Origin of the sequence: Endobacter medicaginis (genome assembly GCF_014192375.1) — a bacterium.
Taxonomy (GTDB): domain Bacteria; phylum Pseudomonadota; class Alphaproteobacteria; order Acetobacterales; family Acetobacteraceae; genus Endobacter; species Endobacter medicaginis.
Genome location: NZ_JACHXV010000006.1, coordinates 1 through 19,883, shown reverse-complemented (window position 1 = coordinate 19,883; position 19,883 = coordinate 1). Strand labels below are relative to the sequence as shown.

18 protein-coding genes and 1 pseudogene are annotated in these 19,883 nt (G+C 69.2%); 10 read left to right on the top strand and 9 right to left on the bottom strand.

The genetic code is table 11. The annotated features are described in order from the left end of the window. The first annotated feature begins 31 nt into the window (after positions 1-31). Positions 32-2,161 carry a protein-disulfide reductase DsbD family protein gene (locus tag FHR90_RS09310; RefSeq protein ID WP_183275113.1) on the top strand — a complete coding sequence of 710 codons (2,130 nt, stop codon included), beginning with the start codon at positions 32-34 and terminating at the stop codon, positions 2,159-2,161. A gap of 33 nt (positions 2,162-2,194) precedes the next feature. Here FHR90_RS09310 and FHR90_RS09305 read toward each other — a convergent pair whose 3' ends face one another. The 4 genes from FHR90_RS09305 to FHR90_RS09290 form a co-directional block, all read right to left on the bottom strand. Then, the gene (locus FHR90_RS09305; protein ID WP_176624657.1) at positions 2,195-3,598 is read right to left on the bottom strand and encodes a CVNH domain-containing protein; all 1,404 of its coding nucleotides are present in this window, start codon (positions 3,596-3,598) and stop codon (positions 2,195-2,197) included. Positions 3,599-3,693: 95 nt separating this feature from the next. Continuing rightward, positions 3,694-4,731 carry an alcohol dehydrogenase catalytic domain-containing protein gene (locus FHR90_RS09300; protein WP_183275184.1) on the bottom strand — a complete coding sequence of 346 codons (1,038 nt, stop codon included), beginning with the start codon at positions 4,729-4,731 and terminating at the stop codon, positions 3,694-3,696. Between the two features lie 124 nt (positions 4,732-4,855). Further along, positions 4,856-6,550: a peptidoglycan-binding domain-containing protein gene (locus FHR90_RS09295; protein WP_183275112.1), complete on the bottom strand. Its 1,695-nt coding sequence runs from the start codon at positions 6,548-6,550 to the stop codon at positions 4,856-4,858. Beyond that, on the bottom strand, positions 6,547-7,962 hold the full coding sequence (locus tag FHR90_RS09290; RefSeq protein ID WP_218062168.1) for a phosphatase PAP2 family protein: 1,416 nt from the start codon (positions 7,960-7,962) through the stop codon (positions 6,547-6,549). Before FHR90_RS09290 ends, FHR90_RS09295 begins: the two co-directional genes overlap by 4 nt. A 118-nt stretch (positions 7,963-8,080) precedes the next feature. Between FHR90_RS09290 and FHR90_RS09285 the strand changes: the two genes are divergently transcribed. After that, positions 8,081-8,998, top strand: coding sequence for a bifunctional helix-turn-helix transcriptional regulator/GNAT family N-acetyltransferase (locus FHR90_RS09285; protein WP_183275111.1), 918 nt, complete (start codon positions 8,081-8,083; stop codon positions 8,996-8,998). Here the strand turns inward: FHR90_RS09285 and FHR90_RS09280 are convergent. The 4 genes from FHR90_RS09280 to FHR90_RS09265 form a co-directional block, all read right to left on the bottom strand. Beyond that, positions 8,992-9,837: a hypothetical protein gene (locus FHR90_RS09280; RefSeq protein WP_183275110.1), complete on the bottom strand. Its 846-nt coding sequence runs from the start codon at positions 9,835-9,837 to the stop codon at positions 8,992-8,994. The two genes, FHR90_RS09285 and FHR90_RS09280, sit on opposite strands and share 7 nt — an antisense overlap. 21 nt (positions 9,838-9,858) lie before the next feature. Continuing rightward, positions 9,859-10,857: an Hsp33 family molecular chaperone HslO gene (locus tag FHR90_RS09275; RefSeq protein WP_176624849.1), complete on the bottom strand. Its 999-nt coding sequence runs from the start codon at positions 10,855-10,857 to the stop codon at positions 9,859-9,861. A 68-nt stretch (positions 10,858-10,925) separates the two neighbouring features. Continuing rightward, positions 10,926-11,918, bottom strand: a complete 993-nt coding sequence (gene argF, locus FHR90_RS09270) for an ornithine carbamoyltransferase (protein WP_176624851.1) — start codon at positions 11,916-11,918, stop codon at positions 10,926-10,928. Further along, a complete protein-coding gene (locus tag FHR90_RS09265) occupies positions 11,915-13,177 on the bottom strand; it encodes an aspartate aminotransferase family protein (protein WP_176624853.1) in 1,263 nt (420 codons plus the stop codon). The genes argF and FHR90_RS09265 overlap by 4 nt, the downstream gene beginning before the upstream one ends. Before the next feature lie 126 nt (positions 13,178-13,303). On the opposite strand from FHR90_RS09265, the gene FHR90_RS09260 reads away from it, so the two are divergent. From FHR90_RS09260 to FHR90_RS09230, 7 genes are all read left to right on the top strand, one after another. Continuing rightward, a complete protein-coding gene (locus FHR90_RS09260; RefSeq protein WP_266153120.1) occupies positions 13,304-13,897 on the top strand; it encodes a RecX family transcriptional regulator in 594 nt (197 codons plus the stop codon). A 118-nt stretch (positions 13,898-14,015) separates the two neighbouring features. Then, the gene (locus tag FHR90_RS17800; protein WP_176624095.1) at positions 14,016-14,273 is read left to right on the top strand and encodes a twin-arginine translocase TatA/TatE family subunit; all 258 of its coding nucleotides are present in this window, start codon (positions 14,016-14,018) and stop codon (positions 14,271-14,273) included. 2 nt (positions 14,274-14,275) lie between these two features. After that, complete coding sequence (locus FHR90_RS09250) at positions 14,276-14,902, top strand: methylthioribulose 1-phosphate dehydratase (protein ID WP_176624097.1); 627 nt, start codon at positions 14,276-14,278, stop codon at positions 14,900-14,902. Between the two features lie 18 nt (positions 14,903-14,920). After that, a complete protein-coding gene (locus FHR90_RS09245) occupies positions 14,921-15,490 on the top strand; it encodes a 1,2-dihydroxy-3-keto-5-methylthiopentene dioxygenase (RefSeq protein WP_176624099.1) in 570 nt (189 codons plus the stop codon). Positions 15,491-15,501: 11 nt separating this feature from the next. Beyond that, positions 15,502-16,188, top strand: a complete 687-nt coding sequence (gene mtnC / locus FHR90_RS09240; protein WP_176624101.1) for an acireductone synthase — start codon at positions 15,502-15,504, stop codon at positions 16,186-16,188. Continuing rightward, complete coding sequence (locus tag FHR90_RS09235; protein ID WP_176624103.1) at positions 16,188-17,120, top strand: bifunctional riboflavin kinase/FAD synthetase; 933 nt, start codon at positions 16,188-16,190, stop codon at positions 17,118-17,120. The genes mtnC and FHR90_RS09235 overlap by 1 nt, the downstream gene beginning before the upstream one ends. Next, positions 17,120-17,599: a hypothetical protein gene (locus FHR90_RS09230; protein ID WP_176624105.1), complete on the top strand. Its 480-nt coding sequence runs from the start codon at positions 17,120-17,122 to the stop codon at positions 17,597-17,599. The genes FHR90_RS09235 and FHR90_RS09230 overlap by 1 nt, the downstream gene beginning before the upstream one ends. On the opposite strand, the gene FHR90_RS09225 is transcribed toward FHR90_RS09230, so the two are convergent. Continuing rightward, the gene (locus FHR90_RS09225) at positions 17,584-19,221 is read right to left on the bottom strand and encodes a putative bifunctional diguanylate cyclase/phosphodiesterase (RefSeq protein WP_176624107.1); all 1,638 of its coding nucleotides are present in this window, start codon (positions 19,219-19,221) and stop codon (positions 17,584-17,586) included. The genes FHR90_RS09230 and FHR90_RS09225 overlap by 16 nt on opposite strands. Positions 19,222-19,476: 255 nt before the next feature. On the opposite strand from FHR90_RS09225, the pseudogene FHR90_RS09220 reads away from it, so the two are divergent. Beyond that, positions 19,477-19,883, top strand: a pseudogene (locus FHR90_RS09220) (IS5 family transposase); the annotation flags it as partial.

Here is a 19,883-nt window from a genome sequence, read left to right as displayed (position 1 = left end):
CGGACACCGGCTGTGCGCAATGCTCTTGGTCATGATCCGCCTGCTGCTCGCCGTCCTGCTGTGCCTGTCCGTCGCCGCGACCGCGCGGGCGTCGTCGTCCTTCACCTCCGAGCACGACACGGTCACCCTGATCGCCGGCGAGACGGCGGCAAGCGAGGGCCATGCGCCGATGCTGGCCCTGCGCTTCGCGATGCAGCCGAAATGGCACACCTACTGGTCCAATCCCGGCGATGCGGGCGCGGCCGCCGATGCCAGGATCGCCTATGACGGGGGTGCGGCGCAGCCGGTGAGCTTCCTGTGGCCGACGCCGCAGCGCCTGCCCGACGGTCCGCTGATGAGTTACGGCTATACCGGCACCGTCACCCTGCCGATCACCGCGCCTGCACCCGGGCGAGTGGACGCGCACGGTCTCGACATCACGCTCACCGCCGAGTGGCTGGTCTGCGCCGATGTCTGCGTGCCGGAGAACGCCATCTTCACCCTGCATCTGCCGAAGGGCGTGCCGCAGCCCAGTGCCGATCGCGCCAGCATCCTCGCCGCCCGCGCCGCGCTGCCGGCCGAGCATGGTCCGGCCGTGCGTCTGGGTTCCGATGGGCGGCTGTCGGTCGATCAGTCACTGCCGGACGGTGGTGATGCCTGGTTTCTGCCATCGACCCCGGGGGTGATCGACCAACTCGCCGCACAGACCATTGCGACTACGCCCGACAGCTTCATCCTGCAGTTGAAGCCGGCAGCGCCGGGATCGCTGAAGGCGCCGCTCGATGGCGTGCTGGTGATCCGTGACCACAGCGGTGCCGAACACGCCAGCATGGTCCGTGCCGACACCGCCGCGCCGGCCTCCGCTGCAACCCCGCCACCCGTCCTGCGCCCCGCCTCGTCGCCGATGGCCCTGCTGCGCGCGCTGCTGCTGGCGGTGGCCGGTGGCCTGGTCCTCAACCTGATGCCCTGCGTGTTTCCGGTGCTGGCAATGAAGGCGATGGCGGTGGCGCGCATGTCGGGCGCCGAGCGCCGCCATGTCCGTCTCGGCGCGCTGTTCTACACCGCCGGCGTGCTGGTCGCCTTCGCCGCCATCGGCGCCCTCACGCTGATCCTGCGCGGCGCCGGAGGCTCCGTGGGGTGGGGATTCCAGTTCCAGTCGGTCGCCTTCGTGGGCGCGACCGCCTGGCTGCTGTTCGCGGTGGGCCTCAACCTCTCCGGCCTGTTCGAGATCGGCACCTCGGCGATGGGCATCGGCCAGGGCCTCGCCACGCGCGGCGGCCATCTCGGCGAGGCGGCGACCGGGCTGCTGGCCGTGCTGGTTGCCACCCCCTGCACCGCACCGTTCATGGGTGTCGCACTGGCCACCGCGCTCGCCGCCCCGGCCGCGGAGGCGATGGTGATCTTCCTCGCCCTCGGTCTCGGTCTCGCACTGCCCTATCTGCTGCTCGCCCTGATCCCGCGCCTCGCCGCATTGCTGCCGAAGCCCGGCGCCTGGATGGATGTGTTCCGCCGCGCGCTGGCCTTTCCGGTCTATGCGGCGGTGGTCTGGCTGGTCTGGGTCGCGACCCAGCAGGGCGGGGCCGCGGCGGTGCTGTGCCTGGGTGCGGGCATGGTGCTGATCGCCCTTGCCGCCTGGCTCTACGGTCTCGCCCAGCACCTGCGCACCGAAGGGGGTGACGAGCGCACCGCCCATCGCCGCATCCGTCGCGCGCGCCTCTCCGGCGTGCTGGCGCTGGCATCGCTGCTGACCGCGCTTGCCCTGCTGCCGCGCCTCGCCCAGACCGCGAACGCACCACCATCGGGGGCCGCGCAGGCCACGACGCTCTCCGGCCTGCCCACCGAACCGTTCAGCGAATCCCGCCTCGCCGAACTGCGCTCCGCCCACCGCCCGGTCTTCGTCGACATGTCGGCGGCGTGGTGCGTGACCTGCCTGGTCAACGAGAAGGTCGCGTTCAGCTCGCCCGACGTTCGCTGTGCGTTCAAGGCCGGCGGCGTCAGTGTGCTGCGCGGCGACTGGACGCGCTACGACCCCGCCATCACCCGCTTTCTCGCCAGCCTCGGCCGCGACGGCGTGCCGCTCTATGCGTGGTATCCCGCCGATGGCGGCGAGCCAAAACTGCTGCCGCAGGTGCTGACCCCCGGCGTCCTGCTGGGCCTGACGCGGCCCTGCCCGGCGGGCTGAAACGGGGCGAACGTCCCGTTTCAGCCGCGAGGCTCAGCGCGCGCAGCTCAGCGTGCCGTCATTGTTGCCGATATCGCCGTGACAGCCGGCGAAATCGCCCAGCGTCGACCATTGCCAGCTTCCGCTCTTTTTGCGGCAGAAGGCGATCAGCAGGCCGGAATTGTTGAACATGCCGTTGCAGCTCTTCCGATAGGAGCCTGCCGGGATCGCCAGCCCGTTGGCACAGTTGAGATTGCCGTCATTGTTGCCGATATCGCCGGTGCAGAGATGGAAATCGCGGATGAAGCTGTTGGTGTAGGCGCCGTTCTTGCGGCGGCAGCTCGCATAGAGCGCAGCGCCGGAGACCGAGCGGTTGTTGCAGCTCTGCGTGTAGCTGCCGGCGGGCGGACCGTTCTTCGGGCAGTCGAGGCGTCCGTCCTGGTTGGAGATGTCGCCGGTGCAGCTCTTGTAGGCGGCGAGCTGGGTACGGTTCCAGGCGCCGCCCCTGGTGCGGCAGGTGGCGGCGAGCATCACGTCGTCGATGGCGAAGTCGCGGCAGCTGTTGCGGTAGGAGCCGGCGGGCGCGGGAAAGGCGCCACAATCGAGACGGCCGTCGAGATTGCTCGGGCCGACCGGGCAGGCCTTCCAGTTCGACAGTGCGGTGCGCCACCACCTCCCGTCCTTGGCGCGACAGTTGGCATAGAGGCGCTGGGTGTCGGCGGTGATGGTGTTGCAGGTCTGGCGGTAGCTGCCGGCGGGTGGCGGCACCAGGGCGGCGGGCGGGGTGCCGTAGAACTGGCGCACGCCGGCGATGTCGGTCGCACTCAGTGCGCCGTAATTGTTCCATTGCGGATTGCAGTAGTTCATCACCGAGGACAGGTCGGCGAGGCCGACCCATTCGTCGCCGTCGCCGCCCTGGGCCTGGCTCTCGCAGGCCGCGTCGGGGCGGTTCTGCTCGTGCGCGAAGCCGAGGGCGTGGCCGAACTCGTGCACCGCGACCGAGCGGATGCAGCTCATCCGCACCGCATCGGAGGAGGAGCAGCTTGAGCTCCAGTTCCTGAAATCGAAATTCAGCACCATCCCCGGCGCGCGGCCGTCGAGGTCGCGGCCGAGCGCGACCGTATGCGGGTTCTTGCCCGCCGCATCCTCGATCGAGATCTGGATGTTCGCGCCGTGGCTGTCACAACGACTCCATCCGGTGAAGCGCACCGCCGACTGGGTCTCCCAGGTATTGGCGATCACCTGCTGCACGGCGATCTTTTCGACGTCGCGGCCATCGAACATCCAGCAGACCGACACCGGCGCGCTCCAGACCAGGCCGGTGGCGACATTGAGGGGCTGCGAGACGGTGCCGACCGTCTCGGCATGGGCAAGGCGGCCCGGATGTATTGCCAGCAACAGCCCGAGTGCCACCGCCGGAAGGCGACAGCACCGCAGCAGATTATGAAACAGGGTCATGTTGGACGCCTCCTTATATGTGGAAGTCGTCCTTCGTTACACGATATCGCGTGATAGTTACAAACAGGTAACGAACCGTCACGGGTGAGTGGATCTCAGTCCGAGACGGTGATCTGCAGTTTCACATCGTCCGGCCGGCCGGCGGCGGCGCGCTCGAACGCGGCGACCGAGTCCTCGAAATCGAACGTGCCGGTAATCAGCGGTTTCAGATCCACCTTGCCGGCGGAAATCAGCGCCAGCGCGCGGTCGAAGATGTTGGCATAGCGGAACACCGTCTCGATGCGCGCCTCGCGGGCGATCGCCGCGGCAATCGACACCGGCACCTCGCCCGGCGGCAGGCCCACCAGCACCACCGTGCCGCCCGGCCGAATCAGCTCGAAGATACCCTTGAACGCATCCGGATGGCCGCTCGCCTCGAACACGAGATCGACCCCCCAGCCGCCGGTTTCGCGGCGGACCGCCTCTCCCATGGACACTTGACGCAGATCGACCGGGACGATGCCGTCATAGCGCGCGGCGATCGCCAGTTTCTCCTTGCTGAAATCGGCGACGATCACGCGCGCACAGCCGCCGGACAGCGCGGCCAGCGCGGTCATGATGCCGATCGGCCCGGCGCCGAGCACGGCTGCCGTGTCGCCGGGCGCGATCGCGGCGCGGGCGGCGGCCTGCATGCCGATCGCGAACGGCTCGACCATCGCCCCCTCGGCGAACGAGACGTTGTCGGGCAGGTGATAGGTGAAGGCTGCGGGATGCACGACATACGGGGTCAGTACGCCATGCACCGGCGGTGTCGCCCAGAAGCGCACCGCGGGGTCGACATTGTAGCGGCCCAGCTTGGCTGCGCGCGAGGTGAGGTCGGGAATGCCAGGCTCCATGCACACCCGATCGCCGATCGCGAAGCCGCTGACACCGGCGCCGATCCCCACCACCACTCCGGCGGCCTCATGGCCGAGCACCATCGGCGCGGCCACCACATAGGCGCCGATGCGGCCGTGCTTGTAATAGTGGATGTCGCTGCCGCAGATGCCGACGGTGCGGATGGCGATCTTCAGCTCCCCCGCACGGGGCTCGGTCGGCAGGTCGATGTCGCGCAGCGCCAGCTCGCCCTGGCGCTCGAGCACCAGCGCCCTCACTGCACGCACCCGCGCCGCAGGATGCCGGTCGTGTTCATGGTCGTTCCCCTCGTGTCGCGATCTCTGGCGGATCGCCTCGACCCCGATTGTGTCACACCGCCGGCATGACCTGTCGAGAGCCGCTTCAGCGGCGGCGGACGAGCAGCACGACGATGACGGCGATCAGCACGATCACCAGGCCGCCAAGCCCGAGAACGACCGGGTTGGTGCCACGTGGCGGCGACGCGACCGCGGGCTGCGGGAGAGGCGCTGCCGAGGTCTGCGGGGCAGGGGTAGGGGCAGGGGCCGGAGCCGCGGCGGGCGGAGCGGCCAGTGCGGCGGCGTCCGCATCCGACAGGAACCCGTCGGCCGTCGGGCGTTGAGCGGCGCGCTGCCAGGCGGCGATCGCGGCCCGTGTCGCCTCGCCATAGACGCCATCCACTTTCGTGTCGGCCGGCAGATACCCCAGCTCGACCAGCCTCTGCTGGAGTGCGAGATGCGTGTCGATATCGCGGCGGGATTCCTCGAGCGGGCTGCCCGACAGGCGTTGGCGATAGCGGTCGGCCAGGCGGTCGGAGGCGGCGATCCAGCAGGCGCTCGCCTGCGCGGGCATCGTCTGGTCGGGCGCGCCCGGCACCGGAAGTCCGCAGGCGCGGTCGGCCTCGTTCTCGTCGCGGATCACGTCCGCCTTCAGCGCCGCCCAGCCCTCAGGCCCGATCTGTTGGCGCAGCGCGTAATAGACCTGGTCGAACTGCAATTGATGCTTCGCCGCATCGCCGTCGCTGCACAGCATCGCCGCGATGGCATTGTCCGCCGGTGGCGGATCGCAGGGGAAATCCGGACGATAGCGCGGCGCGCCGGGACCTGCCGTATGGCCTGACAGATCACGCGCCTGCGCCTCGGTGAGATAGCCGGCATGGACCAGAAGTAGCGATAGTCCCTGTGGGAACGGCACCGCCTTCTTCTGCGCATCGGTGCAGGTGTGCTGGGCCTGCCCGAGCATCTCGCAGGGTGTGGGCGTCACAGCGCCGGGGCTGCGGTCCTGGCCGGCCAGCATCGCCCGCCAGGCCGGCGCGGGATCGCCGAGATTGGCTGCGGTGGCGACGGCGTAGGCGAGGAAGCCGTTCGGCTCCGACCGGCCGCCGGCGATCCAATTGCTGCGCTGCCGGTCGAGATCGGCCTCAAGCACGGACCGGTTGGCCGGATCGCGCGTCACGTCGCGCAGCGCCCCGTCCGCATAGCCCAGCAGCACCAGCGGCAGGTAAGAACCCGCATGCGAGGCGAAGGTGTAGTTGAACCGGCCGTCATGGGTGACGAGCACCGGGGCGGCACCTTGCCCCGGAGCGACGATTTCGGGCTGGTTGCCGTCATCCTCGGTGACCGGCGGTGTCGCCTGCCATGTGCCGTCGGCCCGGCGTCCGACGATCGAGGTGATTTCGCAGCAATGCGCCCCGCCGCTGTAAACCGAGACCATCACCTGCGGGATCGGGGAAGTGGGGTCGAGCCGCACCAGCGAGACGACCGGAAACGACATCTCGTCGGGAATGGTGAGCGGCAGGCTCGCCGGCGCATCGCCGTCGTGGCGGATGCCCAGGCGCAGCACCGTGCAGCGTGCCGGCGGGCGGCCGTCGGGTGCGTCGTCCAGGATCATCGGGCCGGCGCAGGCCGTGGAACTCGCCAGGTTCAGGCTCGCCTGCACCCCTTGGGCGGCGATCGCGACATGCGTGGCGCCGCGATCGAGCGAGGCCTTGGCCAGCGGCGCGACCGGGGCTGCGTGGGCGGCTGTCGCCGCGAACAGCGCGGCGCCCAGCGCGAGGGAGAACCGCCCGCGCGGGTTCAATGCGCGGGCGCCGGCCGGGTCGCGACCAGGTTCGCCGCCGCGCGGGCCGCGGCATAGAGGTTGAGCCGCGAATACAGCCCGAACGCCGAGCCATCATCGAGGAAGCCGCCGCCCGGACCCTCGGTCGCGGTCAGGATGCGGTCGGCCTCCTCTAAGGTCAGGCTGGGATAGGCGGCGGTCAGCAGATACCCGGCTTCGGGGGCGACCTTGCCCACATCCTCGGGCGCGAGCGCTGTCTCGGGATGCGTGCCGGGGATCGAGTAGGTCAGTGTCGAGGAGAAGAAGGCCGCATCGGCGCCGTCGTCGCGGAAACGGCCGATATCCTCGCGCGCGCAGGCGGCGACCGGCTTGCCACAGGCCGCCGACAGCACGGAGCCGATCTCGTCGCGGGCCACCTTCACCGCGGCCTGGAAGTCCGCGATCGGCCCTTCCGCGCGCTTGAGGTCGCGGTTCATGTAGGCCGGGTCGTTGGCCAGCAGGTGCGCCATGTCATACATCGCCACCGTTCGCCCGCCGATCACGTCCATCGCGTAATGCGCGCCGACGATGATGCGGTCGGTGCCGTATTCGGCGGCGCGCGCCAGCATCTGCGGATAGCGCTGCGGCACCAGGATGCCGAGCAGGATGCCGCCCATGTAGCCATAGGTGGTGTGCCCCGACGGGTAGGAGGGGGAGTTGGTCAGGTCCATGTAGGGACCGCGATTGTAGGTCACGTTGGTAGCCGGCGCGCCGAAATAGTCCAGCCCGGTGATCGTCACCTGCTCGGTCTCGGTCTGGAAGGGGCGCGAATCACCGTATTTGTCGGCATCCGGATGGCCGCCGAGATGGGTGTAGGCGCGGCCGAACGGGTTGGCCTCGCCGTTGATGTCGCTGTAGATCGCCGCCACCTTCGACGACACCTTGTCGGTGCCGTTGGTGGTGCCGTTGGCGAAGAAATACTTGCCGGCCTGCGAATCCGAGCCGGTCGTCGCATCCGCGTAGGCGATCAGCGCATGCACCGCCGGTGAGATCATCGTGTAGTGCGTGCGGTCGAGGTAGTGCGCCCGCGCCAGATAGGCTGCACCCAGCGTGGTACCAAGGCCGTCGGCGAGTTCGGCGAGATTGCCGTCGGTGATGAACACATCGCGCAAAGCCTGCTGCTGCTGCTCGGTGAACGGCAGCAGCGTCGGCAGCCGGATGGTGCCGGTCTGGATTCCGCCCGTTACCACATAGTTCGCCGCCAGCGCCGCATTGCCGGGATAGCTGCCCGACAGGGCCGAGACCGGCGCGAGCCCCTTGAGCACGGTCATCGTGATCGCCGGGGTCGGCTCCTCGACCACCGGCTTGGCCAGCGCCGTCCCCGTCATCAGCGCGCCCAGGGCAACCGCTGGCGCGAGCGTGGCACCGAGGCGACGGCAGTGGCGGCGTGTCATGCAAATCTCTCCGCTGAGGGGTCGAACAGGGTGCTTCGTCTCTAGCAGCCCGACCCGGGACTGGACAGGCCGACGGCAGTTTGTTGACTCGATCAACGTTCCGGCATCACCTGTGGCCATGCACGATGCGATCGACGCCATCCGCCGCTTCAACCGCTTCTTCACCCGCCATGTCGGCGCGATGGACGCCCGTTTCCTCGGCGCCGACGCGAGCCTCGCCACCATCCGCCTGCTATGGGAGATCGACCGCCGCGCGCCGGTGCTGGCCAGTACGCTCCAGGGCGCGCTCGGCCTCGATCGCGGTCATCTGAGCCGACTGGTCGCAAGCCTGGAACGACGTGGCTGGATCACGCGTGACCGCACCGCCGCCGACGCCCGCGCCCGCCCGATCCGACTCACCGAGGCCGGCGCATCGGTGCTGGCGATCACCGACCGGCGCCAGCGCGACGTCGTGCAGGCCGATCTCGACCGGCTCGACCCGTCGGCGCGCCGCGACCTCGTCGAGGCCCTCGGTCATGCCCGCCATCTGCTCGAACCGGATGCCGGTGCGGCGACTGCCCTGCGCACCCTGCGCGGCGGCGATCTCGGCTGGATCGCCTCGCGGCAGGCGCGTCTCTATGCCGAGACCCAGGGGTGGGGCGCCGGGCTGGAAGCCAACGTGCTGCGCAGTGCGGGGGACTTCCTCGCCGGCTTCACCCCCGGCCGCAGCCAGGGCTGGATCGCCGAATTCGACGGCGTGCCGGCCGGCGCGGTGCTGCTCAGCGACGAAGGCGAAGGGGTCGCGCGCCTGCGCCTGCTGCATGTCGAGAGCTTCGCCCGCCGTCGCGGCATCGGCGAGGCGCTGGTCGGTGCCTGTATCGCCTTTGCCCGCGATGCCGGCTACCGCGAGCTCACCTTATGGACCCACACCGTGCTCGGACCGGCCCGTCGGCTCTATGCGCGGGCGGGCTTCGTGCAGGTGTCCAGCGAGGAGCACCACGTCTTCGGCGTGCCGGTGATGGGCGAGACCTGGCGGCTGGACCTGCGCCCTCAATAGCCCCAGGGCTGCGTGTTGGGCGCCGGATTGGCGGTCGCCGGTCCCTGGGTCGGCAGGTTCGACGGCACATCGAAGGTCGAGGGCGGGATCACCCCGGTCCGTTTCGCAGGCACGGCGACCGCCCCTTTCGGCGGGACCAGATAACTCGGCTGTGGCGAGGTCGCGACCGCGGGCGGCGCCAGCGGTGTTGGCGTCGCCACGGTGCCGCCGGCCACCGGCGCGGCGGGCTGCACGGGTGCGACGGTGCCGGGTGGCGCCAGCGTGGTGGTGCTCACCGTCGCGTTCACCGGCGCGCCGGACGCGGTCAGCAGCCAGTCCTTCAGCGAGCGCCGCACCTGATATTCGAACTCGACATTCATGTCGGCCATCATCTGCTTGACCATCGCATACAGAGCCGCCTTCGAATCGCCTGTGCCGGTGAACTGCCGCGACACCTGCGCCTGGGCGAGGCCGAGCTTCGTTCCGTTCGCGCCGATGATGTCGAGATGCACGGCGAGATGGCCGTCGAGCGTGTCTCCGTCGGCGGTGATCGAAGCCCGGTCGATGCTGAACACCGCCGTCGCATTGCCGCCCGATGCCACCAGCCGCTGATTGGCCATCGCGGTCAGCGCTTCGGCTGGCGGCTCTGGCGCTTTCGCCGCGAGGCCGCCATCGGATGCGGTCTCGTTGTCCTGAACGGTCACGCTGCCGACATTGAGGTGCAGCACCGTCAGATAGGAGAAATCGAGCGGCCGGAAATCCTGGGCTGCCTCGCTTGCCGGACCGCCGCCGCAGCCTGCCAGCGGCAGACAGGCGAGGGCAGGGATCATGATCGCGGCGGCCAGCGGCAACAGGCGCATGGGGATGTCTCGAAGCTCCGTTCAGGCGCCGCGCACGCTGTCGCGGGCGAAGCGGAAATCATAGTTGCAGAACTCGCAGGTCATGACGATGTCGCGTCCGACCGTCATGTGGTCGAGATCGTCCGGCGGAAACGTCTCCAGGATGCCGGCCAGACGCGAGCGCGAGCACCGGCAGCCATAGGCCAGCGCGCGCGGTCGGTCCACCGCGACCCCGTTCTCGTGGAACAGCCGGTACAGCACGTCCTCGGCCATCAGCTCGTCGTCGAGCAGTTCGTCATCGGTCACCGTCGCGGCGAGTGCGGTGGCCTCGCGCCATGCCTCGTCCCAGGCGGCGTCGTTCTCCGGCAGGTCGTCGTCACCCTCGGGCTGGTCGTCGTTGGCAGGCAGATCGGCCGAGCCGGCCAGACCGCCGGCACGCGCGACCCGCTCGATCACCAGGGCCGCAGCGCGCCACTGCCCGTCGCGGCGTGCGCAGGACAACCGTACTTCGCAGGCGAGCTGTTCGGAGGTCTCGAAATAATGCATCGCCATGTCCGAGAGGCTGTCGCCCTCGATCGCGACGATGCCCTGCTGGCGCTCGCTCGCGCCTCCCTGATCGACAGTGAAGGCGAGATAGCCCGACCCCAGCAGCTCTGCCGCACTCGGCTCCGGGCTGCGTTCGAGCAGGGCCTCCAGCTTCTCGGCATCGACCCGTGCATAGCCGCGCAGCGCCCCGGCCTCGGTGCAGTCGGCGAGCAGCATCGGCACCGGCCCGTCGCCCTTGCTCTGCAGCGAGAACGAGCCCTGGAACTTCAGTGCGGTGGCCAGCCCCGCCACCAGGGCCAGCGCCTCGCCGGTGAGTGCTGTGACCGGATCGGGATTGTCGTGCCGGGTGAGCAGCGCATCGGCCAGCGGCCCGAGCCGCACCAGCCGCCCGCGCACCGGACGGTTGGGCAGATGAAACGGCAGCACCCCGCGCGAGACCACCAGATCGGGCACGGCGGGACGGTTGCTATCAAGAAAGGCAGGAGTATCGACCATCCCGCTCAAGATAGGCGCAAGTGCGGCTCAGGCAAGCGTGGCGCAGGCAACCGTCCTGCGCCGGCCGGCTACAGCGAGGCCAGCTTCACCCAGTCGCGACCGCCGAGTGCCCAGGCGAGCAGCGCCTTCTGCACGTGCAGCCGGGCTTCCGCCTCGTCGAACACCACCGATTGCGGGCCGTCGATCACCGAATCGGTCACCTCCTCGCCGCGATGCGCCGGCAGGCAGTGCATGAACAGCGCATCGGGGCCGGCCGCCTGCATCACGCGCTCGTCCACCTGGAACGCGCTGAGCAGGTCGAAGCGTCGGTCGGCATCCTCGTCGCCCATGCTGACCCAGGTATCGGTCACAACGCAGTCGGCGCCGCGCGCGGCCTCAAGCTTGTCGTGGCTGGTCTCGATCCGCGCCCCCTGTGCGCGCGCCCAGTCGATGGTCTCCGCACAGGGCGGCAGTGCCTCGGGCGTGGCCAGCGCGAGCCGGTAGCCGAATTGTGCCGCACCCTCGATCAGGCTGCGCGCGACGTTGTTGCCATCTCCGATCCAGGCCCAGCGACTGCCCTGCACCGGTCCGCGATGCGTCTCGAAGGCCAGCACCTCGGCGAGGATCTGCACCGGATGCGAGCGGCTGGTCAGCCCGTTGATGACCGGCACGGTGGCGTAATCGGCCAGCTCGCGCAGCTTGTCGTGACCCGAGGTGCGCAGCACCAGCGCATCGACATAGCGCGACAGCACGCGCGCGGTGTCGGCGATGGTCTCGCCGCGGCCGAGCTGCATGTCGCGCGACGACAGCACCACCGCATCGCCGCCCATCTGCCGGATCGCCACCTCGAACGATACCCGGGTGCGTGTCGAGGGTTTCTCCAGCACGATGCCCAACGTGCAGCCATCGAGCGGCCGGCGCGGATGCGCACGCCCGCCGATGCGGCTGAACTCCTGATACGACCGCGCCAGGTCGACGATGCCGCGCAGCATCGCCGGCGTATGGTCGCGCAGGTCGAGGAAATGGCGCGGCGGCTCCGCCACGGTCGTGAGTGCCGGCGCGGCCTGCCTGACCGCGCTCATGACCGCACCGTCTCGACCACGGCTTCGGCCCCGACCGGCGGCAGTCCGGCATAACCGGCGCCGAACGCCTCCGCACCCTGTTCCATCACCCGCTGCCCGGCCCGTCCGAGCCGCGCGACCGCCTCGTCGCACTCCGCTTCGGTGACGATCAGCGGTGGCAGCAGACGCAGCACGTTGTCGCCCGCGGCCACCACCAGCAGCCCCTCGGCGAGAGCCGCGGCCTGCAGCGCCGTGTTGGGCACGTTGGCTCTGATCCCGGCCAGCAACCCCATCCCGCGCACACTGTCCGGGCCGCCGAACACCTCCGGCATCGCCCCGGCGAGGGCGGCGAGGCGACGGTGCAGATGGGCTGCGACCTGCTGCACGCCCTCGAGGAAGCCGGGCGCGAGGATCACGTCCAGCACCGCGTTGCCGGCCGCGCAGGCAAGCGGATTGCCGCCGAATGTGGTGCCATGCGTGCCGGCCGTCATGTGCCGAGCGAGCTCCTCGCGGGCGAGGATCGCGCCGAGCGGAAAGCCGCCGCCGATCCCCTTGGCGGTCGAGATCGCATCGGGAATCACGCCGGACCATTCATGAGCGAACAGCTTGCCGGTGCGGCCCATGCCGGTCTGCACCTCGTCGAAGGCCAGGAACAGCCCGAACTCGTCCGCCGCGGCGCGCAGGCCCCGCAGGAAGGCCGTGTCGGCCGGCCGCACGCCGCCCTCGCCCTGAATCGGCTCGCACAGGATCCCTGCCGTCTGCGGCCCGATCGCGTCGCGCAGCGCATTGAGATTGCCGAACGGGACATGGTCGAACCCGTCCACCTCCGGGCCAAAGCCGTCGAGATATTTCGCATTTCCCGTCGCTGCCAGCGTCGCCAGCGTGCGTCCATGGAAGGCGCCGTCGAAACAGATCACCCGGTAGCGCTCCGGATGGCCGGACTTCGCCTGCGCGCGGCGCAGCAGCTTGATCAGCCCCTCATTGGCCTCCGCGCCCGAATTGCAGAAGAACACCTGGCTGGCGAAGCTCGCCGCACACAGCCGCTCGGCGAGACGCTCGGCCTCGGGCACGCGGTAGAGATTGGAGACGTGCATCACCCGCGCCGCCTGTTCCGTGATGGTGCGCACCAGATGCGGATGCGCGTGCCCGAGCGAGATCGTGGCGATGCCCGAGGCGAAGTCGAGGAATCGTCGGCCCTCCGCCGTGTACAGCCACACGCCCTCGCCCCGCTCGAAAGCGAGGTCGGCGCGGTTGTAGGTCGGCATCAGCGCGGAAGTCATCGTGTCCGGTTCAGTCAGAAAAGGGAGGGAAGGGATCGTCCGCCAGGGACGAAGCAGCGACAATGACCGCCGCACCTTCCTGCTTCAAGCGTTTCCTCCTGCTACAGTGTCGTGATGCCGCCCGCCGTGCCCAGCCGCCGCCCCCCCGGACCACCCCCGTCAGGGCACGTACTGCATGAGGCGGCCCTGCGTCATCTGGCCCGCTTCGCCGCCACCCGTGCGGGGTTGCTGCGCGTGCTCGACCGCCGCATCGCGCGCTGGGCGCGGCGGATGCAGGACGACGGACAGGTGGTGCCGGAGACCACGCTGCGCGAGGCGCGTGAGGCGGCCGCGACGGTGGTCTCCGCACTCGCGGCCGAGGGGCTGGTCGACGACGCCGCCTTCGCCGCCGCCCGGGCGCGGCGGCTGTCGCGCGGCGGACGGTCCGGCCGCGCGATCGGTGCTGCGCTGGCTCGCGCCGGGGTCGGCGAGACGGAGGCCCGCGAAGCGGTCGCCGACGACGTGGAGGCCGAGTTCGACCGCGCCGTGCTGGCGGCGCGCCGGCGGCGGGTCGGGCCGTTCGCCCCTGGCGCCGGTGTCGAGCCCGACGAGGCGGCTCCGGACGATCCGCGCGTGCTCGGGTGGTTTGCCCGCGCCGGCTTCACCCGTGATGTCGCGCAACGCGTGCTGGCGCTGAGCCCCGAGGAGGCCGCCGAGCGGGTGCTGGCCGCGCGTCGCTAGCCTGCTGGCGTGCTTGCGCCAAAACTTCGCTTGCAACCCATCCCGCGGGGGGCCAAATCACCTGTTCATCGCATCGGGCTCAACCGGGGCGATGGGTCTTTTGGGAGATTGGGGTGCCATGGGAAGCATGAGCATCTGGCACTGGTTGATCGTGCTGGCGGTGGTGCTGGTGCTGTTCGGCGGCGGCAGCAAGATCAGCAGCCTGATGGGCGATTTCGGCAAAGGTCTGAAATCGTTCAAGAAGAACATCGCCGAGGACGATACCCCGGCCCAGCCGACCCAGGTGACGCAGGACGCTTCCTATCACGCGCCGCAGCCCGGCTCTGTCTCTGCGGCGGCCGAGCCTGTCGTGCGCGAGCCCGCGCGCCCGGTCTGAAGATGGACGGCGAGACCACGCGCGACCTCGCCTGGGAGCACGCTGCGGCGTCGATTATCGACGCCGGGCGGCGTCTGGACCGGCGCGGCTGGGTGCCGGCCACGGCGGGCAACATCTCCGTTCGTCTCGCCGATGGCCGCATCGCCATCACCCGTAGCGGCGGCCACAAGGGCTATCTCACCCACGAGCACGTGATCGAGATCGACATCGACGGATGCGCGGTCCGCGCCGGTGACCGGCCGAGCGCGGAGACCGGCCTGCACACCCAGGTCTACGGCCGTTTTCCGCAAATCGGGGCCGTGCTGCACGGCCATTCCGTCGCTGCCACCGTGTTGAGCCGCGCCACCGATGGCGACGCGCTGTATCTCGAGGGCTACGAGCTGCAGAAGGCCTTCGCCGGGCAGACCACCCATCTCGCTCGGCTGCGCCTGCCGGTGTTCGACAACGATCAGGACATTGCGCGGCTGGCGCGGCGCATTGAGCCCGAGTTGCACGACTGTCCGATGGGCTACGTGCTGCGCGGCCACGGCGTGTACGCCTGGGGCGAGGACATGCCCACCGCGCTCGCCCGTCACGAGGCCCTTGAATTCCTGCTCGACTGCGAGCTCCAGCACCGCAAGCTGCGCTGATCCGCGAGACCCGACACCATGAGCCAACTGACCATCTACAGCGATGCCGCTCCCGATGCGCCGGAGCTGCGCAGCAACGATCCGGTGGTGATCGCCGAAGCGTTGCGCGCGATCGGCGTGCGCTTCGAGCGCTGGGAGAGTCCTGTCGTGCTCTCGCCGGACGACCCGGCCGAGACGATCCTCGCCGCCTATCGCCCGCATCTCGATGCGCTGATGGGGCAGAGCGGCGCGGGCTCGGCCGACGTGATCAAGATCAATGCCGCAACGCCGAACAAGCAGGCGCTTCGCGACAAGTTTCTCTCCGAGCATCAGCACACCGAGGACGAGGTGCGCTTCTTCGTGCACGGCAGCGGCAATTTCATCATGCATGTCGATGGCCGCGTCTATGATGCGCATTGCACCCAGGGCGACCTGATCTCGGTGCCCGCCTCGACGAAGCACTGGTTCGATGCCGGCACGGAGCCGTTCGTCACCGCCCTGCGCGTGTTCACCGACACCTCCGGCTGGATCGCGCATTACACCGGCGACGACATCTCGGACCGCTTTCCTGCCGCAGCCGAGCCGCGCGCCGAAACCGTCACCGGCTGAGCACGTCTTCCATGACCCGACCCGTCGCGGTGCTCACCGATATCGAGGGCACCACAACGCCGATCGCCTATGTGCATCGCGTGCTGTTCGGTCATGCGCGCCGTCATCTCGACGCCTTCGTCAGCGACCATGGCGATGATCCGCAGGTTGCCGCCTGCCTTGCCGAGACCCGTGCGCTGGCCCCCGGCATGGAGCTGCTGGCGAGGCTGCACGCCTGGATGGACGAGGACGCCAAGATCGCCCCGCTCAAGACGCTTCAGGGTCTGATCTGGAAGCAGGGCTACCAGTCGGGCGAACTGCGCGCCGAGATGTTCCCCGACGTCGCGCCCGCGCTGCGGCGCTGGCACGCGGCGGGGGTGCGCCTGGCGGTGTACTCGTCGGGTTCGGCCGAAGCGCAGCGGCTGATCTTCGGCCATGCGCAGGCGGGCGATCTTTCCGGCCTGTTCGAGGCCTTCTTCGACACCGCGATCGGTGCCAAGCGCGAGGCGGCCAGTTACGCGGCGATCGCCGCCGCCCTGCATCTGCCGCCGGCCGATATCCTGTTCCTGTCCGATGTCGGCGCCGAACTCGACGCCGCCGCCGCCGCCGGCCTGCGCACCATCCAGATCGCTCGTCCCGAGGACGGCACCGTCGCGGTCAGCGATCATGAGGTGGCGGCCGATTTCGATGCGGTCGCCATCCTCGCCGGACTGGGCTGATGGCGCTGACCGTCTATCGCGACTGGCAGGCGATCCCGGCCGAGGGCAGGGGGGCGGCGGTGGCCCTCGGCAATCTCGATGGGGTGCATCGCGGCCACGCGCATCTGATCGCGACGCTGCACAAGGCGCGCCCCGATCTCCCGCTCGGCGTGCTGACCTTCGAGCCGCATCCGCGTGCCCTGTTCCGCCCGCAGGACCCGCCCTTCCGTCTCAGCCACCCGGCCGAACGCGACGCGGCACTGGCAGCGCTCGGCGTACGCTTCGTCTACGCGCTGCCGTTCGATGCGTCCTTCGCCGCGATGGACGCGCCGGATTTCGTGAGGCAGGTGCTGCATGAGGGGCTGGGGGCTAAGCATCTCGCCTGCGGTGCCGATTTCGGCTTCGGCCGCCGTCGCGGCGGCGATATCGGCCTGCTCGCCGCCGAAGCCGAGCGCCTCGGCATCGGCCTGACGGTGGTGCCGGCCCTCGGTGACGCGCGTGGGCCGTTTTCCTCCACCCGCGTGCGACGCGAACTCCTCGACGGCTATCCAGAGCGTGCCGCCGAGCTGCTCGGACGCCCCTGGAGCGTGCGCGGCGAGGTCATCCATGGCGACAAGCGGGGCCGCCAGCTCGGCTTTCCCACCGCCAACATCGCGCTTGGCGAGCATGTCGAGCCCGCCCGTGGTGTCTACGCCGTGCGCGTCACCCTGCCCGACGGGAGGGTAATCCCGGGTGTGGCCAATATCGGCCGCCGACCGACCATCGCCGACGGCACCCAGAGCCGTCTCGAAGTGCATCTATTCGATTTCGACGACGATCTCTACGGGCAGGAACTCACGGTGTCGCTGATCGCCATGCTGCGTCCCGAGACCCGCTTTGCCTCTCTCGACGAGCTTCGCGCCCAGATCGCCCGCGACAGCGCCGCCGCCCGCGCCCTGCTGGAGAACCGCTGATGTCGCCTGTGTGGCCTGTTTCGATCCCTGGTTGCGTTTTCGCCATCCTGCTCGCTGTCTCGTGCGCGGTCCCCGCCCTCGCTGCCGAGCCCTGCGCACCCCCCGGCTGGACGGCGGCGCCGATCCTCTCCGCCGCCGTCCTTCCGACGGAACAGCCGGTGCATGCAAGGCTTGAGCCGGTTGGCGCGCTGCATCTGCCCGCCGGCACCCGCTCACCCTCGGGCGGTTACGGCACTGTGCTCGCCTTCGACACCACTCGGCCCGGCCGCTGGCGCATCCTGCTCTCCGCCAAGGCCTGGATCGACGTCATCGAGGGCAGCACGCCGATCGCTTCCGTGGCCCATCAGCATGGCGCCGCCTGCAGCCCGGTTCGCAAGATGGTCGATTTCGAAATGAACGCCGGCCATCATCTGATCGTGCTGACCGGCGCTCCGGCACAGGAGCTGGTGCTCGAGGTCGCAGCTCAGAGTGCCAGATAGGCGGCCTGCCGGTCCGGCGCGTGCAGCGTCGGCCGGCCCAGCAGGAATCCCTGCCCGAAGGCGATGCCGTTGAGACGCAGCCAGTCGAGTTGCTCCCTGGTCTCGACACCTTCTGCGACCACATAGACATTCAGTTCCATCGCCAGCCGCGCGACCATGCGGCAGATGGCGCGGACCTTGTTGGAGCCGAGCTTGCCGGTGAAGCTGGCGTCGATCTTGATGCCATCGACATCGATGTCTTGTAGATAGCTCAGCGACGAATAGCCGCTGCCGAAATCGTCCAGGATCAGCTTGACGCCCATTGCGCGGATATCTGCGAGCTGCCGGCGCGTGCTCTCGTCGTCATCGAGCAGCGTGCGCTCCGTCACCTCGATCCCCAGCCGCGTTGGCGGCAGGCCGCTGTCGTGCAGGGCCTCGGCGAGGATGCGCACGAAATTGCCGCGCTGGAGCTGTCGCGGCGAGAGGTTGACGTTGACCTGGATCAGGCTGTTCCAGCTGACCGCCTCGTGGCAGGCGACACGCAGGACGCGTTCGCCGATATGGTCGATGAGGTCGATGCGTTCGGCGATCTCGATGAAGGCGCCGGGGAGCAGCAGGCCACGCTCGGGATGTTGCCAGCGGGCGAGCGCCTCGCAGGCGACGGTCTGACCGCTGACGACATCGACGATCGCCTGATACGCGACGATGATCTGGCCGCGTGCGATCGCATCGCCGAGTTCGGATTCGCAGCGAAGACGCTCGGTATAGTCCTGCTCCATCGCGACGCTGAACAGCCTGAAGCGGTTCTTGCCCTCGCGCTTCGCGCTGTAGAGGGCGAGGTCAGCCTGAAGCATCAATTGCTGGTGGTCGCCGCCACCGGGGGCGAGACAGGTCAGGCCCATGCTCGCAGCCGGCGTCAGCACGATGTCGGGTGACGTCACCCTGTCCGACAGGCTGCGATGCAACGCATCGAGGCGCGGTATGGCCTGGTCCGGGCCGGCATCGATCACCATGGCGGCGAATTCGTCGCCGCCGAGACGGGCGACGACGATGCCTGTCCCGGCGGCAGCGAGGCGCTGCGCGGTCTGTCGCAGCAGCAGGTCGCCGATTGCGTGGCCATAGGTGTCGTTGACGGCCTTGAAATTGTCGAGATCGATCAGGGCCAGGGTGACGGGTGTGCCGGAAGCGGCTGCATCGGCCAGGCGTGCCAGGAAGGCCGGCCGGTTCAGAAGGCCGGTCAGGCCGTCATGTTCGGCCATGAAGGCAATATCGCTCTGCGCCTGATGCTGGGTGGTGATGTCGCGCCCGATGCCGCGGAAACCGGCCGGCTGGCCCTGTTCGTCATAGACGGGATGTCCGGTAAGGCTCAGCCACCGTGGCGCAGGGGCATCGCCGACGGCGACGACGAGATCGCGAAACGGTGTCGCGTGGGCGAGGTGATGTGCCAGCTTGTCCGCCGCATCGGGCGTCAGCGTGCCGAAACAGCCCGCGAGCGATTGGCCATGCAGCCCGTCCGTCCCGCGTCCGAGAGCGGTTGCCATGTTGCGGTTGGCGCGTGCGATCCGGCCCTGCGCTTCGGTCTCCCACAGCCAGTCCGGCGTGCCTTCCTCGTATTCGCGCAGGAAGACCTGTACCGTCTCCATCTCCCGCTGGAGCGCCGCGCGCGCCTCGGAGCGGCCCCGGAATGTCTGATTGGTGAAGTAGATACCGACGGCAACGTAAATGACAAAAAAGAGATATGCGATCACTGTGAAGATATCGGCGGTCGGAAACCCGAAAGCGACAGCAATGACAGACAATCCCGCGCAGGGCAGAAAGAAGCCGTAGGGCTGGGACCCATAAAGTGGATTCCCACGATGGCTTCGACGTGATTCAAGGTCCCCGGAAGGAGACCACCGTTGGACCGAGACCATTTCTGGCTCAGCGATCGCCAGTTCGCCCGACTTGAGCCGCATCTTCCGACCGACACGCGCGGCAAGCCCCGCGTCGATGACCGGCGCGTGGTCAGCGGCATCATCCATGTCCTTTTGTCCGGGTGCCGGTGGAAGGACGCACCGGCCGTCTACGGGCCGCGCAAGACGCTCTACAATCGCTTCCGGCGCTGGGCTGCCAAGGGTGTGTGGTCGAACCTGTTTCACGCGCTTGCCACAGCCGGCGGACCGCCCGCCGAAATCCTGATCGATTCCTCCGCCGTGAAAGCGCATCGCTGTGCTTCGGGTGGAAAAGGGGGGAGTGCCGCCAGGCCATCGGCCGCTCCCGTGGCGGACGCACGACCAAAATCCACGCCCTGACCGACCGTGACTGC